Origin of the sequence: Rossellomorea sp. KS-H15a, from assembly GCF_024195245.1 — a bacterium.
Lineage (GTDB): Bacteria > Bacillota > Bacilli > Bacillales > Bacillaceae_B > Rossellomorea > Rossellomorea vietnamensis.
The window spans coordinates 1,596,438-1,610,416 of record NZ_CP096886.1 but is presented as its reverse complement, the minus strand read 5'-3'; the positions used below and the strand labels follow the sequence as shown (position 1 = coordinate 1,610,416).

General features: G+C 43.9%; 16 protein-coding genes and 1 riboswitch. Of the genes, 3 read left to right on the top strand and 13 right to left on the bottom strand.

Annotated features, from left to right (window positions below):
- Nucleotides 1–78: 78 nt before the first annotated feature.
- The 4 genes from M1J35_RS08295 to M1J35_RS08280 form a co-directional block, all read right to left on the bottom strand.
- Entirely contained in the window at nt 79–1,095 is a 1,017-nt protein-coding gene (locus M1J35_RS08295; RefSeq protein WP_224520777.1) for a LacI family DNA-binding transcriptional regulator, read from the bottom strand.
- 187 nt (nt 1,096–1,282) lie between these two features.
- Nucleotides 1,283–2,149, bottom strand: coding sequence for an AraC family transcriptional regulator (locus M1J35_RS08290; protein WP_254653373.1), 867 nt, complete (start codon nt 2,147–2,149; stop codon nt 1,283–1,285).
- Between the two features lie 115 nt (nt 2,150–2,264).
- A complete protein-coding gene (locus M1J35_RS08285; protein ID WP_254653372.1) occupies nt 2,265–3,710 on the bottom strand; it encodes a DEAD/DEAH box helicase in 1,446 nt (481 codons plus the stop codon).
- A 536-nt stretch (nt 3,711–4,246) separates the two neighbouring features.
- Nucleotides 4,247–4,447, bottom strand: coding sequence for a cold-shock protein (locus tag M1J35_RS08280; RefSeq protein WP_034762315.1), 201 nt, complete (start codon nt 4,445–4,447; stop codon nt 4,247–4,249).
- Between the two features lie 244 nt (nt 4,448–4,691).
- Here M1J35_RS08280 and M1J35_RS08275 point away from each other — a divergent pair, with 244 nt between their 5' ends.
- Nucleotides 4,692–4,904 carry a hypothetical protein gene (locus M1J35_RS08275; protein ID WP_224520780.1) on the top strand — a complete coding sequence of 71 codons (213 nt, stop codon included), beginning with the start codon at nt 4,692–4,694 and terminating at the stop codon, nt 4,902–4,904.
- Between the two features lie 78 nt (nt 4,905–4,982).
- On the opposite strand, the gene M1J35_RS08270 is transcribed toward M1J35_RS08275, so the two are convergent.
- The 3 genes from M1J35_RS08270 to M1J35_RS08260 all read right to left on the bottom strand — a co-directional run bounded on the left by M1J35_RS08270 (nt 4,983) and on the right by M1J35_RS08260 (nt 6,486).
- Nucleotides 4,983–5,183 (bottom strand): cold-shock protein, encoded by a 201-nt coding sequence (locus M1J35_RS08270; protein ID WP_034762311.1) that lies wholly within the window; start codon nt 5,181–5,183, stop codon nt 4,983–4,985.
- A 297-nt stretch (nt 5,184–5,480) separates the two neighbouring features.
- On the bottom strand, nt 5,481–5,627 hold the full coding sequence (locus tag M1J35_RS08265) for a DUF3934 family protein (protein ID WP_082386265.1): 147 nt from the start codon (nt 5,625–5,627) through the stop codon (nt 5,481–5,483).
- Nucleotides 5,628–5,712: 85 nt separating this feature from the next.
- Nucleotides 5,713–6,486, bottom strand: coding sequence for a MerR family transcriptional regulator (locus M1J35_RS08260; protein ID WP_254653371.1), 774 nt, complete (start codon nt 6,484–6,486; stop codon nt 5,713–5,715).
- Nucleotides 6,487–6,640: 154 nt separating this feature from the next.
- Between M1J35_RS08260 and rluF the strand changes: the two genes are divergently transcribed.
- Nucleotides 6,641–7,348: a 23S rRNA pseudouridine(2604) synthase RluF gene (gene rluF / locus M1J35_RS08255; protein ID WP_098441382.1), complete on the top strand. Its 708-nt coding sequence runs from the start codon at nt 6,641–6,643 to the stop codon at nt 7,346–7,348.
- Between the two features lie 67 nt (nt 7,349–7,415).
- On the opposite strand, the gene M1J35_RS08250 is transcribed toward rluF, so the two are convergent.
- From M1J35_RS08250 to M1J35_RS08225, 6 genes are all read right to left on the bottom strand, one after another.
- Nucleotides 7,416–7,787 (bottom strand): DUF2500 domain-containing protein, encoded by a 372-nt coding sequence (locus M1J35_RS08250; protein WP_254653370.1) that lies wholly within the window; start codon nt 7,785–7,787, stop codon nt 7,416–7,418.
- A 129-nt stretch (nt 7,788–7,916) separates the two neighbouring features.
- Nucleotides 7,917–8,390, bottom strand: a complete 474-nt coding sequence (locus M1J35_RS08245) for a response regulator (RefSeq protein ID WP_254653369.1) — start codon at nt 8,388–8,390, stop codon at nt 7,917–7,919.
- 77 nt (nt 8,391–8,467) lie between these two features.
- Complete coding sequence (locus M1J35_RS08240) at nt 8,468–9,499, bottom strand: Delta(5) desaturase DesA (protein ID WP_254653368.1); 1,032 nt, start codon at nt 9,497–9,499, stop codon at nt 8,468–8,470.
- A 266-nt stretch (nt 9,500–9,765) separates the two neighbouring features.
- Nucleotides 9,766–10,704 carry a TRM11 family SAM-dependent methyltransferase gene (locus M1J35_RS08235; protein ID WP_254653367.1) on the bottom strand — a complete coding sequence of 313 codons (939 nt, stop codon included), beginning with the start codon at nt 10,702–10,704 and terminating at the stop codon, nt 9,766–9,768.
- Between the two features lie 87 nt (nt 10,705–10,791).
- Nucleotides 10,792–11,577 (bottom strand): SDR family oxidoreductase, encoded by a 786-nt coding sequence (locus tag M1J35_RS08230; RefSeq protein ID WP_254653366.1) that lies wholly within the window; start codon nt 11,575–11,577, stop codon nt 10,792–10,794.
- A gap of 108 nt (nt 11,578–11,685) precedes the next feature.
- Entirely contained in the window at nt 11,686–12,549 is an 864-nt protein-coding gene (locus tag M1J35_RS08225) for a 5'-methylthioadenosine/S-adenosylhomocysteine nucleosidase (RefSeq protein WP_254653365.1), read from the bottom strand.
- A gap of 134 nt (nt 12,550–12,683) precedes the next feature.
- Nucleotides 12,684–12,787: riboswitch (purine riboswitch) on the bottom strand.
- Between the two features lie 177 nt (nt 12,788–12,964).
- On the opposite strand from M1J35_RS08225, the gene M1J35_RS08220 reads away from it, so the two are divergent.
- Entirely contained in the window at nt 12,965–13,864 is a 900-nt protein-coding gene (locus M1J35_RS08220) for a Gfo/Idh/MocA family protein (protein ID WP_254653364.1), read from the top strand.
- Nucleotides 13,865–13,979 lie beyond the last annotated feature (115 nt).

Here is a 13,979-nt window from a genome sequence, read left to right as displayed (position 1 = left end):
AAAAAAATATTCATTTCATCCAAAACGTTTCGGATTCCCACCGAATAATGGCTGGTCTTTGAAATTACACACCAACTATTATTCGATTATTCGGTTGGTACTTTCCCTCTCAATCAACTTTGTTTCCAGCACCATTCGATGGGTTTCAGATTGATTCGTTAACAAATCCAATAATAATTTCGCAGCTTCATAGCCCAATTGAAACTTATTTTGTCGGATGGTCGTAAGCTTCGGGCTTACGTACGAAGCAAGCAGGATATCATCATATCCAACAATCGAAAGATCTTCCGGAATTTTCAAATCCAACTCTTTCGCAACATTCATTGCCCCGATGGCCATTAAATCACTGGAGCAAAAGATGGCTGTGATTTCCGGGTTTGAGGAAAGCAATCCATGCGCTGCTGTCCTTCCGCTTTCTTCAGTAAATGCACCGTTTACGATGTAGGCGGGTTTACTTTCTATTTGTGCTTGATGCAAGGCGGCATGATAACCTTCCAGTCGCTGCTGACTGACAAACGCAAACTCGTGCCCATTGATCATCCCGATATTCCTGTGGCCCTGGTCGATTAAATGCCGGACCGCTTTTTCAGCCCCTAAGACATTATCTGTTGTCACATGACTTACATTTGAAGACTCAAGGGGGATATCGATCAATACACAGGGAATATCACTTTCCACCACTTCATGTAGATAAGGATCATCGGTTCTGATCCCCTGGATGATCACTCCATCCACTCTTCGTTCCCTGCAAAGCTGAGTGTAGGTCTTTTCTCGTTGCTTCGATGAATTCGTATTAAATAATACAAGGTCGTAATCAGAACCTGACACAAAATCATTAATGCCCGCAAGAACTTCCACGATAAAATTATCCTTCACACTTTCCTTCGTGAATCCGGAAACGAGTAATCCAATCGTTTTCGATTTCTTCATCACCAGACTCCGTGCAATGGAATTCGGGCTGTAATTCAATTCTTTTGCCACTTGGGCAATCTTCTTTCTTGTATCTTCATTGACATCCGAGTATCCATTCAACGCCCTTGAAACCGTCGTAACGGACACCCCAGCTACTCTTGCAATATCTTTAATCGTAGTCACTTGCACATCTCCCAAAACGTTTCGGATTTCCTTTATCTGAATAATACAACAGGTTGAAAACGATTACAATATTATTTTTCTATAACGTTGGTTGGGGACACGTAAGATTCCGGCTATATCCGGAGAAGGCTTTCGGAAACCCGACCAATAAAAAACAGCGAATCCAAATGAATTCGCTGCCTCTTCCTCATCTTTTCCTAACCGGTATCCATATTTCACTTCTAAACGCTTCAGACGTAACATCTTTACTTTCATTCCACAATATCTCCGGTCCTTCTGCTTGTTCATAGCTTGAAGTTGGAAACCATTCAGAATAGATTCTCCCCCATACCTGCTGCAGAGTATCCGGAAATGGACCGACCGCTTCAAAAACTGCCCAAGTTAGACGAGGGACATCAAGTTTCGATAATCCGTCGGTACATTCCTCTGTTGTCGCTGCCCCAATATAATGATCAAGCTCACCCTTCTCTTCCATCCTGCCCTCGGAAAAGTTGACAGATGCACTAATCAATCCTTGTGGTTCAACATTAGATAGGCTCTTTAACCTCTTGATCATGTCTTCATCCAAGCTCTGCCACATGCCTGCAATGTCAGGATTCACCCCATTAAACACGATGGGTACTCGTTTCATGATTCCTACAATGGAGAACGGTTCTTTCTCTACGATTCGATAATTCATTTCATTGCCTCCTTTAATAGATAACTGGAAGGTCATCGGTGGAAATGATTTGATGGAATGGCCCTTTGCTTGTGACGGAGTGATCCCGTGCATTTTTTGAAAGACCCTAGTAAAGGAATCGGGTGATGCGTAGCCATATTTTAAGGCTATATCAATCACCTTTACATTTCCGTTTTGCAGTTCAAGTGCCGCCATGGTCAAACGACGTCGTCGGATATATTCCGACAGTGAAATCCCGGCAAGGAATGAAAACATCCGTTTAAAGTGATATTCCGAGCAATAGGCACGCCTGGCCACTTTCTCATAATCGATTTCTTCCGTCAGGTTTTCTTCAATATAGTGTAAAGCGTCATTCATCGTCTTCAATGTATCCATTTCCATGACCTCCTTCTTCATAAGAATAGCAAGAATGAAACCTATCAACCCGACATATCGTGCCCCATGTTGCAGGATGTAAAAAAGACCTCCTCACAGGAGAAGGTCACTACATTTATTTCCTTGCTTCATGTACCTTAAGCATCTTCCCTTTTACCGTCGTTTTCTTCATGGCCTGCAAAACCAACGGCCCTTTTCCATTGAGGATCTCCACATACGACAGGTTTTCCTGGATGGTGATGATGCCGATGTCTTCAGCTGTCACGCCATCGATTTTCGCAATCGTTCCGACAAAATCGACTGCCCTGATTTTCTTTTTCTTCCCGCCATTGAAATAGAGCTTCATGATATCTCTATTCAGCTGCTGACTTTTGTCCATTTTAAAATCGGGTTCCTCAGAAAGCTTCCGTTCAAACTCTTGTTTCGTCCTATCCACAGCTTCCCGCGTAGGTGCCGTAAGCTTAGGGATCTTAAATCCGATATACCCCTCAATTTCATCAAGGAATTTCTCTTCATAAGGAGTGCAGAACGTAATTGCTTTACCTGTCTGTCCTGCTCTCCCCGTTCTCCCGGTACGGTGGACATAGCTTTCCTTTTCCATGGGCATATCATAATTAATCACGTGGGTGATGTTCTCAATATCGATCCCCCGCGCCGCCACGTCCGTTGCCACCAGGTATCGGAAATCTCCCCTCTTAAAATCGTCCATGACTTCAAATCTGGCTTCCTGGATCATGCCGCCATGGATTTTATCCACAGGGTAGCCCGACCGGTCCAGCTCTTCACATAATGTGTCGACATTTTCCTTCGTCCGGCAAAAGATGATGCAGCTATCCGGGTTTTCTACAGTGGTCACATTTTTCAGAAGGGACATTTTATCCTCTTCCCTCACTTCTAGAACCGAATGCTCGATTTTATCCGTCGTGATTCCCGTTGCCTTGATTTCAATATGAACCGGTTGCTTCATATATTTATGACAGAGTGCTTCGACATCCTCTGGTAAGGTCGCAGAAAATGTCAGGGTCACCCGATCAGCCGGCAGTTCCTGAATGATCGCTTTTACTTGATCGATAAAGCCCATGTTAAGCATTTCATCGGCTTCATCAATGACAAGGTACGTCAATTTATCCAGTGGAAAGGTACCTTTTTCAATATGGTCGAGGACACGGCCCGGTGTACCGACGACGATATGATTTTTCTGCTTCAACTCAAGCTTTTGGCGATGGAAAGGGGATTTCCCGTATACGGCTGCCGCTTTAATCCGCTTATATCTCCCAATATTCGTAATATCTTCTTTGACTTGAACCGCAAGCTCCCGTGTCGGGGTCAAAATAAGCGCCTGAGGTTTATTTTCCTCCCACTCCACCATCTCGCATAGGGGAATCCCGAAAGAAGCCGTCTTTCCGCTCCCCGTTTGAGAACGGACAACAAGATCATTTCTCTCTAAAGCAAGTGGGAGTACCTTGGATTGTACGTCTGTAGGAGCTTCATATCCTAAACCGGACAGCGCCCTGACAATCTCTCCACTGAGCTTATAATCCTTAAACTGTTTGATTGACATATCATAACCTCATTTAGTTTTTCTTATTTTCATAGGAAAGTACACATTCTATTCACAAAATCACGTCCACATAAATTCTTTTCAAATTTATTTAGGCAATCCCCCAATAGTGTGTTATGCTTTACCTAACCATTTTTAACTTGTAACATGTTGTCTCCGGGACCGACGAACGCTGTCGGTCCCTTTTTATATCTAAAGCGCAGGCGGCTCGTTCAGAGGCGACAAGCATAAGATGAATAGGCTGGGAAGGCGCTCTTTGCCTTCCTGGCCTATTTAGCTTATGACCTCGAGCCTCTAGCCGCCGGAGCTAGCAGTCACCTAAAGCGGAGGCGGCTCGCCCAGAGGCGACAAGCATAAGGCGAACAGGCCGGAAAGCCGCTCTTTGCCTTTTTGGCCTGTTTGACTTATGACCTCGAGCCTCTAGCCGCCGGAGCTAGCAGTCACCTAAAACACAGGTGGCCCCAGATCCACCCAAAACGTCTCATCACCAATAAAAAAAGGACCCTCCTGAGAGAGTCCTTTTTTCTTAAAAGCTATTACGCTTTAACAACGTTAGTCGCTTGAAGTCCACGTTGACCTTGCTCAGTGTCAAATGTAACTTTTTGACCTTCGTCTAAAGATTTAAATCCTTCGCCTTGGATAGCTGAGAAATGTACGAATACATCTTCTCCACCTTCGATTTCGATGAAACCGAAACCTTTTTCTGCGTTAAACCATTTTACTGTACCTTCTTGCATGTGTGTATCCTCCTGTGTGGATATTGAATCCACGTTTTATTACTATCGTTGCTCAAGTTAGATATCAAAGGCGAAAAGTTTAAAACTTATTCTTTCCTTACAGACCGAACAAAAATAATTCTTACTAAGACTAACAGATAATCTGATAAAAAGCAAATCCATCCGAAAATTCACTCCCACTCTCTCTACTTAAAGGAATATACCGTTCCTTTGTCGAAAGTAAAGATATAAAGGGGATGGCCGAATGAATAAAAGTACATTACTAAAAAAGCTGAATCAAACAAGTCGCGGAAACTTTTTCACGATCGAACTTCCTGTGCAATCCAGGGAAGAAGCGGAAACCATCAAAAATGTGGCAGCTGAATTAGAAAGAGAAGGAAAGATCAAAATCAGGGAATGTGAGTTGAAGGAAACGTTCATCTACATTCAGGGAATAATAAAATACGCATTGACGTAACTAAAATGGTGCCTAATTGCAGGCACTTTTTTTTGCAAAAAAAAGGACCCTCAGAGAGAGTCCTTCTTTTTAAAGCAATTAGATTTTGTTAACGTTAGTCGCTTGAAGTCCGCGTTGACCTTGCTCAGTTTCGAATGAAACTTTTTGACCTTCGTCTAAAGATTTAAATCCTTCGCCTTGGATAGCTGAGAAATGTACGAATACATCTTCTCCACCTTCGATTTCGATAAAACCGAAACCTTTTTCTGCGTTAAACCATTTTACTGTACCTTCTTGCATGTGTGTATCCTCCTGTGTGGACATTGTATCCACAATTTATTACTATTATTGCTCAATTAGATATCAAAGGCGAAAAGTTTAAATACTTTCATTCCTTACAGACCGAACAAAAATAATTCTTTCTTAGAATAACAGGAAATCGTAAAAATAGCAAATTCTTTTTACATTTTTAAAAAATGCTTTAGGGAAAGTCGTGTTTCACCACTCTCATTAAATATAGAAAGAAGATGATATTTCCCTGTTTTTTCCTACCTCCAGAAAAAAAGCCCATTCCCAAAAGGAAATGGACGTGCATTCTTAGTCTTCCTGCTTGTTTCCGTGTTTTACACCTTTACTCGTATAAGGCTTATTGCTCTTTTTCTTATTGGCGCCTGCCTGCCACCGGTTCCAGCCTTTTTTGCCGGTGCCCTGGCCTGTTCCGCTCTTTTTCTTAGGTTTACTCATTTTTTCACTCCGTTATGATCAGGTTCGTTCTTTCAAGTTCGTCCCCATATCATAACACGGATTAGTCGGTCAGGGTACTTCTTGTTTATTCCACTTCTTTTTTCTGCCCGGTATAAATGTGGATCGCATCCCTCAGGAATTCGGCCACTCCCTCTTGTTCCCCATCATAATAGGCCTTGAATCGTTCATCGTCCACGTACATCTGGGAGAGTCCTGCATGGGCTTCCTTGCTGTAGTGACCCCAATAGAAGGAAATCCACTGTCTGTGAAGATCAGCCGCTTTCTGTGCCATTTCACTTCCAGGATCACCGTCTTGAAATGCTTCTCCCAGTATTTTTTTGATTTCCTGCTCGAGTCCCGTGACCTTTTCATACTCTTCCTCTGACATGTTCATGACTTTCGCGTTGGATTCATCCACACTCTTGTCACCATATTTCCCCCTCACTTCTTTCCCATACTTTTTCTCATTCTCTTCCACCATTTTTTCTTTGAATCCATTAAATTTTTCTTTATCCGACATGGTCATTCTCCCTTCTTTTACACCTAGTGTTTTATCGACATTCGCAATCAGTTGATCAAGCTGATCGCGTCTGTTCAGTAATATTTTCCGGTGTTCCCGTAATGCAAGTGTTGCGTCAAAGGCGGGATCATCGAGAATATCCTTGATTTCATCTAGTCCAACACTTAATTCTTTGTAAAAGAGGATCTGCTGCAGGCGATCGACTTCCTCCTGTCCGTAAATCCTGTATCCTGACGAATTGATCCTGGCCGGCTTCAGAAGCTCAATTTCATCATAATAACGGATAGTCCTTGTGCTCACCCCAGCGATCTCCCCCAATTTTTTGACGGTATATTCCATGATGTCACCTCCTGACATTTCTTACTTTACAGGTTGACGCAGCGTGAATGTAAAGGGATTTCTTCCAAAAAGGGCGAATGTTGATTTCCTTGAAAATAACGTGCCAGTCCGATATTCTTAGTATAATCACTTTGAGTATAAGGTTGTGTTGAATATGCGAATTAATAAATATATCAGTGAAGCTGGGAAGGCGTCGAGACGCGGTGCCGACAAGTTGATCACGGAAGGCAGGGTCACGATCAATGGACGTGTGGCGAAGATCGGTGACCAGGTGAACCCAGGTGACGATGTGTTGGTGAGCGGAGCACCTGTAAGGGTCGCCCGGAATAATGTATACATCGCTCTGAATAAGCCTGTTGGAATAACGAGTACAACAGAAAAAGGGGTCAAGGGGAATATCGTGGATCTCGTTAATCATCCCCTGCGAATATTCAATATCGGCCGCCTGGACAAGGACTCCGATGGACTGATTCTCCTGACGAACGACGGGGATATCGTCAATGAAATCCTCCGTGCGGAAAATCAGCATGAGAAAGAATATATTGTCACGGTTGACCGCCCGATTTCAGAAGACTTCCTCAAGCAGATGTCAGAGGGCGTCAAGATTCTTGGAACGAAAACACTGCCATGTAAAGTGGAGCAGATTTCGAAATATGTATTTCAGATCACCCTCACCCAAGGGTTGAACCGACAGATCCGCCGCATGTGTGAAGCTCTTGGATATGAGGTATACCGATTGCAGCGTACACGGATCATGAATATTCAATTGGGAAATCTTCCTGTTGGCCAATGGCGGGATCTTTCCAAGAAAGAGAAGAATCGATTATTTCAGGATTTGGATTACGAACCGAAGGAATGGTAATGTAGTATCTTAAATTTATTTTTCTAATAAGAAGGAAGTCAGAAGGGAATCCCCCTCTGACTTCCTTTTATCGTTCTGCCTTTAGATGACTACGTTCGAACCCCAGGTACCGTGTCCCCTGGAAAGTCAAATCCCCCTCGTCCCCTTCGACGAGCATCCCATAATCCGTATCTTTCACTTTTAATTCGACCCTGTCCCCGCTTTCCACTTCAAAGGTGATGTAATAATGGCTATAGGCCCTGCTTTCTCCTCCGCCCTTTACGGCTGTACGTTTACCGAGCACTTTTGCCCATACATTCAAGGTAGGCGATTGATTATTCTGACTCCACTGTGTCACTCCTTTTACGGCAGAAAACAAAATGAACGATATCACAATCACAAAGATGATCCCAATAAAAATCGGGACCGCTTGAAATATAAAATCTCCACCACCATACATACTCTTTTCTCCCCTTTGACTCTTTTTCTACATTTTAACATTTTAATACGTATATGAGTGCCGGATGCTGATGATGACAAATAAAAAAGCCAGCCCCCACTGTGATGTTGTGAGGTGCTGACGAATCATTCACCCTGTCGGATGCTTCATCTTATCTATGATCATCGTGAAATAATTCTTTTTCACCGGTCCTGGTGCGTGGGGGATTTCGTATAATGCAGGTTCTTTTTTCTCCATTAGTTTTGAAGAATATACTTCCGTCCCCTCCATCATACGGCGAATGGAAGAGGTCAATTCTTCACTCGGACTATCCTTCAATAAGTACCCGTCTGCACCGGTTTCCTGTACCTTTTCCAGATATCCCTCTTTAGGGAATGTTGCGAGTACCAGCAGTCGACATTCCGGCACTTTCAGAGGTCCGTCCCTCAAGAGATGTTCGATATCGAGAATCAGGATGTCTGGCTGCAGGTGGTGGATGAGCTCTAGTGCATGGTCCCTGTCCCTCGCCTTCCCCACTACTTCCATGTCTTCTTCAAGGTTGAGCAGAGAGCCGATTGTCCTTAACACCCATTCTTTATCCTCGGCTATTACAATGCGAATCATATGCGTCCTCTCCTTTAAACACCGTATCAAGTAAAGACTCCCCTTATATGAATCTTCATAAGGAGAGTGGGTATTGTTTATAATTCAGGTTTGGCTTCTGTAGCAATGCGCGCGTTCGATTTCCTTGAGGATTTAATCCCTCTAAAGCTTACAAACGTCTTATTTTCTTCGTCCCATAGTTTAAAGCGAAGGGATTTCAGGCTTGTTGCCAGAGAAATCGTCGGTACATTCTGTAATGGCACCGTGTTTTCGTGAGCTTCTTCCAGCTTATAATTCGGCACTCTTGGACTTAAGTGGTGGACATGGTGATATCCGATGTTCCCGGTCAGGAACTGCATGATTTTCGGGAGCTTATAGAATGAGCTCCCCTCAACAGCCGCCAGGACATACTGCCACTCTTTGTCTTCTTCAAAATACGAATCTTCAAAGGTATGCTGTACATAGAACAACCAGATCCCGATTGATCCTGAGATCATGAAGATCGAACCTTGAACGAGTAAGAATTCCTGCCATCCAAGCATGACAGAGAGTAGTGCGATGAGTGCGACGATGATCACATTGACTAAATACGTGTTATTGCGCTCTTTCTTACGTGCATTTTTGCGATTAAATCGATTTTTCAAAAGGAATACATAAATCGGTCCTAATACGAACATGACGAGCGGATTGCGGTAAAACCGATACGCTAAACGAGTTTTCAAAGGTGCTGCTACATATTCATCGATTGTAAGGGTCCAGATGTCACCGGTTCCCCGTTTATCCAAATTTCCGCTTGTCGCATGATGCACGGCATGATCGTGTCCCCACTGATCGAACGGGAACAGAGTCAGGACACCCATGGCCGTTCCGACTGCCCGGTTGGCTTTACGGCTTTTAAAGAAAGAGAAATGGGTGCAATCATGAAAGATGATGAAGATCCTGGTCAAGAATCCGGCGGCAATCACGATTGGAACGAGTGCGAGCCAGTATGATACCGACAGACTTTGATACGCAAGGAACCATAATAGAAAGAACGGTCCAAGCGTGTTGATCATCTGCCATACACTTTCTTTCGTTGTAGACTTTTCATAAGGGGCAACTTCTTTTTTCAACGTTTTTATATTTGTCATGTCATTATTCCCTTCGTTTAAGGCGTTGGATTCATTATAGGATAAGGGGGATCATCGTGTTAGTAGTAGGTGTCATATGCTGGGCATGACAAATGTCATAAGGGAGAAAATGTCATGCGTTTACATTACCTGAAACCCTTGATAATACTGACTTCCTCTCACTCATCGTAACGTTCAATTTACCTTTATTATTTTTGAGAAAAAGAATTATATTCTTGTTTTGGTGAAAAAGTGTCATAAAAAAAGAGCGTGGTCTCCCACACTCTTTACGCGCATACTAGTATCTGTCTGACAAATCTTCCTTTACTTACTTCACAACGGTCGACAATATCGAAGCCCGCATTTTCAACGTTTCTATCCACATCTTCCAACGTCACGACCACGACCTTTTCAGCGAATCGCCTCGCACTCTTGAGCATTTCAAGTTGTTCATCATCCGTTATGACGGAGCAGAGATTATAAGGTAGATCAATGACAGCGACATCGTAGCTGCCGGTTACATCATTGATGTCTCTTAATGACACTTCCCCTTCCAATCCAAAATGAGCGATATTCTCCCTTACTCCGTCAAGGATCAACGGATTGCGATCACTGCCTACAATGTCGATACCCATGGACAGGGCTTCTACCAGGACTGTCCCGATTCCACAGCATGGATCGATCATCTTGATGCCTTCGGTTTCCGGCGCCGCAATGTTCACGACGGCTCTTGCCACACGGGTACTCAGTGCAGTGGAATAGCTGTGAGGCTTTTTTACATGATGAAGCCATATCGCTTCATTTTTCATATAAGCCCCAAACACCCAGCGTTCACCGGTGTTGATGACACCGTACCAAATATGGGGATCGACAAGTTCCGCTTCGCCTTTCAGATGCATGCCGATTTCCTTCTCGATCCTCCGCAGTTTCTTAAAGCCGACTCTGTCCCCATCAGGATTTTGTACAAACACGACCTTGAATCCATCCACTGCGTCTAATCGCTCTATGTGATGAAGTAATTCTTCCCATTCAGCACCTTCGCATATGATCTCCAGTCTCTCCCGGATGAAAGGGCTTCTGCTTGGATCGACCTTCACTGTACTTTCAAGAATACTAGATTCAGAAGCCTCTCCGAACAGGCTGCGTCTTTCCAACGCACATAAGGACTCTTCGTTCGGCTCCCATGAAAACGTATATAAATAGTGTTTCGTTTCTATTGTAATCAACTCCGTGTGAGGTTTTGCATTTCTCCATTGTATCACAAAAAAGGAAGGGACCCCTTCACAGGGTCTCCTCCCTCCTTATTGACGGAATCAGATTTCCATTTCCCAGCGCTCTGCTTGTGTCTGTTTCAACTGTTTTTCCGTTTCTTCCGGATAAACAGTACGGAATTTGTGGTTTTCAGCAGGGATGATTTCAATCATCTTTTGAATCATATCTTCAGGATCGAACTGATCTTCCAGCCCTTTCTGCTGTTCAAGAATATCTTCTTTCCGGGTGAAGTTCTTCTCGTCATCGAACCATTTCCAGATTTCTTCCCCGCTCCGCTTATTGAATCCGGTTTCGAAGGCACCTGGATTGATGGTTGCGACCTTCACTCCAAATTCTTCAAGCTCGGACTTCAAGGTTTGGGCAATCCCTTCAATCGCGTGTTTCGTTGCCGTATACGGACCGACATAAGGTGTTGCTGAAATCCCGGCCATGGAACTCATGAACACGATTTTCCCACTGCCTTTCCTCACAAGATTTTTGGCGGCCAACTGAACCGTTTCCAAGGTGGCGAACACGTTCACTTCAAAGAGGGCACGAAAACGATCCATCGGCACTTCCCCGAGTGGTCCTCCTTCATTGATGGCTGCATTGGCTACGAAGACATCGAACTCATACTTCGATATTTGCTCGCGGTCCCTTGCATTCGTTATATCAAGCTTAAATACCTCCATATCCAATCCTTGTTCATCCGCTTCCCTCATGAGGTTGGTCTTTTGCGAGGTTAGTTCTGTCGTCGCAATGACACGGTGGCCCTTCTTCGCAAGACCAAGAGACGCTCCCTTCGCGAGACCGCTTCCCGCGCCAGTAATGAAAATTGTTTTATCCATTCTGTTTCCTCCTTGGCAATCTGGTATGGTATGTTCTTCCCTTTAACAGAATCAGTAAAACTTTATCAATATAAAAGGGACCGACTACGGTCGGTCCCTCATGATGAATTACTCCATCTCTTTAATATATTCTTTCACCACTTCATACACATACCCCTGGTTCGCAGCTGCTGTGTCGGGATTATATGCTCCACCATTCGTTTTGTTATTTGAGAGAATACGGATTCCAAGGAAAGGTACATCGTATGCCCCGGCGATCTGTGCCGCAGCTGCCCCTTCCATTTCCTCTACGGATGTACCGTATTTCTCATGGAACCATTGGATACGGTCCACTTCGTTATTCCACACGTCAGCAGAGCCAATTGTGCCTTCGACGACCTTGCCTTTTTTATATGTGTCCTTTACGGCGTTAGCAGCCGCAAGCAGTGTCTTGTCTCCATCGTAATAACGAATTTTTTCTGCATTCGGGTCTTCCCCGGCACTTCCTTCAGACGCCATCAGGTCCATCGGCTTCCAGGCAGTGGGTTCGATTCCTTCTTCATCTGCCATGCTCCCTGTTTTTAACGAACCGAGATTGACGGTTCTTTCACCGAGTACGATATCAAACACGTTCAATGCAGGATCATGACCGCCTGATGTCCCTTGGTTGATGATGGCGACTGGATCGTATTTTTCAATGGCGACAGCCGTGGCTGCTGCTGTATTTTCCATTCCTTTACCCGTCTTTGCGACGATGACCGGGTAATCGTCCAATGTTCCTTTATAAAAAACGAATGAGCCGGATGTTTCTTCGTTCACATTCTCAAGTTTCCCTGCAAACTTTTCTGCTTCAATGGGCATCGGCCCCTGAATCAGAATCGGCTGTTCTTCCTTTTTTTCTTTCGCTTCCGTTTGTTTCGTTGAGCTGCATCCCGTAAATAAGGATAATCCTAGTACAGATACTGCTGCGAGTGATGCGATTTTCTTTTTCATGTGAATCTCTCCCTTTTCTTGGTGATTGGATCCCGCTGATTTTGGTCAAAAGAAAAAGACCTGTCATGGTAGAGTGCATCTACGTTCCAGATCTCAGAAGTCAAAGTAAAAGCAAAACGGCAAAAAAACCGTAAAAACCGAATACTTCAACCCGTAGTCCGGTTCTTATAATGGGAACCGGGTAGAAACGCTCAGACCATATTACTGAGGATATACGAGTAACGATATGTAATGGTGGTACGGTGTAACTATAACAAACCCTTTTCTTTTAATCAACCTAAATACGAATTTTATTTTAATTAATTTAGTTATTGTTCGTGTTTAAAAGAATGTCTCTCTGTCAGTTTGAAAGCGTTAAATTTGAAATCCTATTGTAGAATACTATAATAAAAGAAAAAATGAAGAGGTGAAGACGATGAAAATCGGTCTTATCGGATTAGGGGACATCGCAAAGAAAGCTTATCTTCCTGTCCTATCTGAAAAAGAAGGCATTGAATTGGTCCTTTGCACAAGAAATGCCAAGACGCTACATGCACTTGGAGATAAATATCGAGTGGAGAAAAGGGTTCAGACGGTTGAAGAACTGATAGCAGCAAACATCGATGCTGCCTTCGTCAGTACTGCCACTGAAGCCCACTATGAAATATCGGAGAAGCTCCTTGAGAACGGCATTCATGTATACATAGACAAACCGATCTCCCTCAACTTCAGGGAAACCGAACGAATCGTTCAACTTACAAAAGAGAACGGGAAGATTGCCATGGTTGGATTCAACCGACGCTTCATTCCAAAGGTAAAGGAACTGAAAGAGCACGGGAAACCGAGCTTCTTGTTGATGCAGAAAAATAGGTTTGCTGCACCGGACAAGGCAAGAAGATTTGTTGTCGAAGATTTCATTCATGTAGTAGACACTCTCCGCTTCCTGATGGATTCAACTGTAAAAGATGTAAAGGTTCAGTCATTGAAAAAAGGAGATCTCCTTCACCATCTCGTCATACAGCTCATCGGTGAAGACTGTACGGCAGTCGGCATCATGAATCGTGACGGAGGCGTGACGGAAGAAATCATCGAATACTCTGCAGGCCATCACAAATATGTCGTCAACAGCCTTGTTGAAACGACACATTATCATAACAAAGAAATGAGTGTTTCCTCCTTTGGGGATTGGGAACCCACGCTGTATAAACGGGGATTCTATGATTTGGTCGATCACTTCCTCGAATGTGTGGAAAAAGGGCAGGAACCGGACCCTTCCATCGAGGATTCTTTGATCACCCATGAGATTTGTGAAAGAATTGTGGGAATGGTCGACTAATTGAACGAAGGGGAGCCTTGCCATAGTGGGAGGGGCACGTAACCCACCCCCTATATCTCGCCAAAGAGAGGTTTTCTATTCAATAATAGTAGCCATAATCATGCAAAGGCCCAAG

Bases quoted from the DNA above. Each gene is read 5' to 3' on its own strand.
- M1J35_RS08230 (WP_254653366.1), bottom strand. From the start codon at position 11,577: ATGGATAAAACAATTTTCATTACTGGCGCGGGAAGCGGTCTCGCGAAG.
- M1J35_RS08265 (WP_082386265.1), bottom strand. From the start codon at position 5,627: ATGAGTAAACCTAAGAAAAAGAGCGGAACAGGCCAGGGCACCGGCAAA.
- M1J35_RS08250 (WP_254653370.1), bottom strand. From the start codon at position 7,787: ATGTATGGTGGTGGAGATTTTATATTTCAAGCGGTCCCGATTTTTATT.
- M1J35_RS08275 (WP_224520780.1), top strand. From the start codon at position 4,692: ATGAATAAAAGTACATTACTAAAAAAGCTGAATCAAACAAGTCGCGGA.
- rluF (WP_098441382.1), top strand. From the start codon at position 6,641: ATGCGAATTAATAAATATATCAGTGAAGCTGGGAAGGCGTCGAGACGC.
- M1J35_RS08280 (WP_034762315.1), bottom strand. From the start codon at position 4,447: ATGCAAGAAGGTACAGTAAAATGGTTTAACGCAGAAAAAGGTTTCGGT.
- M1J35_RS08245 (WP_254653369.1), bottom strand. From the start codon at position 8,390: ATGATTCGCATTGTAATAGCCGAGGATAAAGAATGGGTGTTAAGGACA.
- M1J35_RS08285 (WP_254653372.1), bottom strand. From the start codon at position 3,710: ATGTCAATCAAACAGTTTAAGGATTATAAGCTCAGTGGAGAGATTGTC.
- M1J35_RS08220 (WP_254653364.1), top strand. From the start codon at position 12,965: ATGAAAATCGGTCTTATCGGATTAGGGGACATCGCAAAGAAAGCTTAT.
- M1J35_RS08290 (WP_254653373.1), bottom strand. From the start codon at position 2,149: ATGGATACATTGAAGACGATGAATGACGCTTTACACTATATTGAAGAA.
- M1J35_RS08260 (WP_254653371.1), bottom strand. From the start codon at position 6,486: ATGGAATATACCGTCAAAAAATTGGGGGAGATCGCTGGGGTGAGCACA.
- M1J35_RS08270 (WP_034762311.1), bottom strand. From the start codon at position 5,183: ATGCAAGAAGGTACAGTAAAATGGTTTAACGCAGAAAAAGGTTTCGGT.
- M1J35_RS08240 (WP_254653368.1), bottom strand. From the start codon at position 9,499: ATGACAAATATAAAAACGTTGAAAAAAGAAGTTGCCCCTTATGAAAAG.
- M1J35_RS08225 (WP_254653365.1), bottom strand. From the start codon at position 12,549: ATGAAAAAGAAAATCGCATCACTCGCAGCAGTATCTGTACTAGGATTA.